The 464-nt window shown below is 49.1% G+C and carries 2 tRNA genes; both read right to left on the bottom strand.

What is annotated here, in order from left to right:
• Nucleotides 1-168: 168 nt before the first annotated feature.
• Nucleotides 169-253 (bottom strand) — tRNA-Tyr (locus ATB74_RS23460).
• A gap of 102 nt (nucleotides 254-355) precedes the next feature.
• Nucleotides 356-440, bottom strand: a tRNA-Tyr gene (locus ATB74_RS23455).
• Nucleotides 441-464: the final 24 nt, after the last annotated feature.

Below are 464 nucleotides of genomic sequence, written 5' to 3'. Positions count from 1 at the left end.
CGAACCATCGAAGGCAGTGCCGGCAGATTTACAGTCTGCTCCCTTTGGCCACTCGGGAACCCCTCCAGGGTGTGTCTTACTCTTCACAAAGTAAGCCTAAATTGATGTTTTCCCATAAGCCCATCAACTAGGTTGTTCTCTTAACTCTTAAAAGAGGTAAGAAGAATATGGTGGAGGGAGACGGATTCGAACCATCGAAGGCAGTGCCGGCAGATTTACAGTCTGCTCCCTTTGGCCACTCGGGAACCCCTCCAGGGTGTGTCTTACTCTTCACAAAGTAAGCCTAAATTGATGTTTTCCCATAAGCCCATCAATCAGGTTGTTCTCTTAACTCTCGAAAGAGGTAAGAAGAATATGGTGGAGGGAGACGGATTCGAACCATCGAAGGCAGTGCCGGCAGATTTACAGTCTGCTCCCTTTGGCCACTCGGGAACCCCTCCAGGGTGTGTCTTACTCTTCACAAA

The sequence above is a fragment of the Vibrio splendidus genome, assembly GCF_001557875.1.
GTDB classification, from domain to species: Bacteria; Pseudomonadota; Gammaproteobacteria; order Enterobacterales; family Vibrionaceae; genus Vibrio; species Vibrio splendidus_F.
Note: the sequence above shows the minus strand (reverse complement) of the source record. Positions and strands in the feature narration are given on the sequence as shown.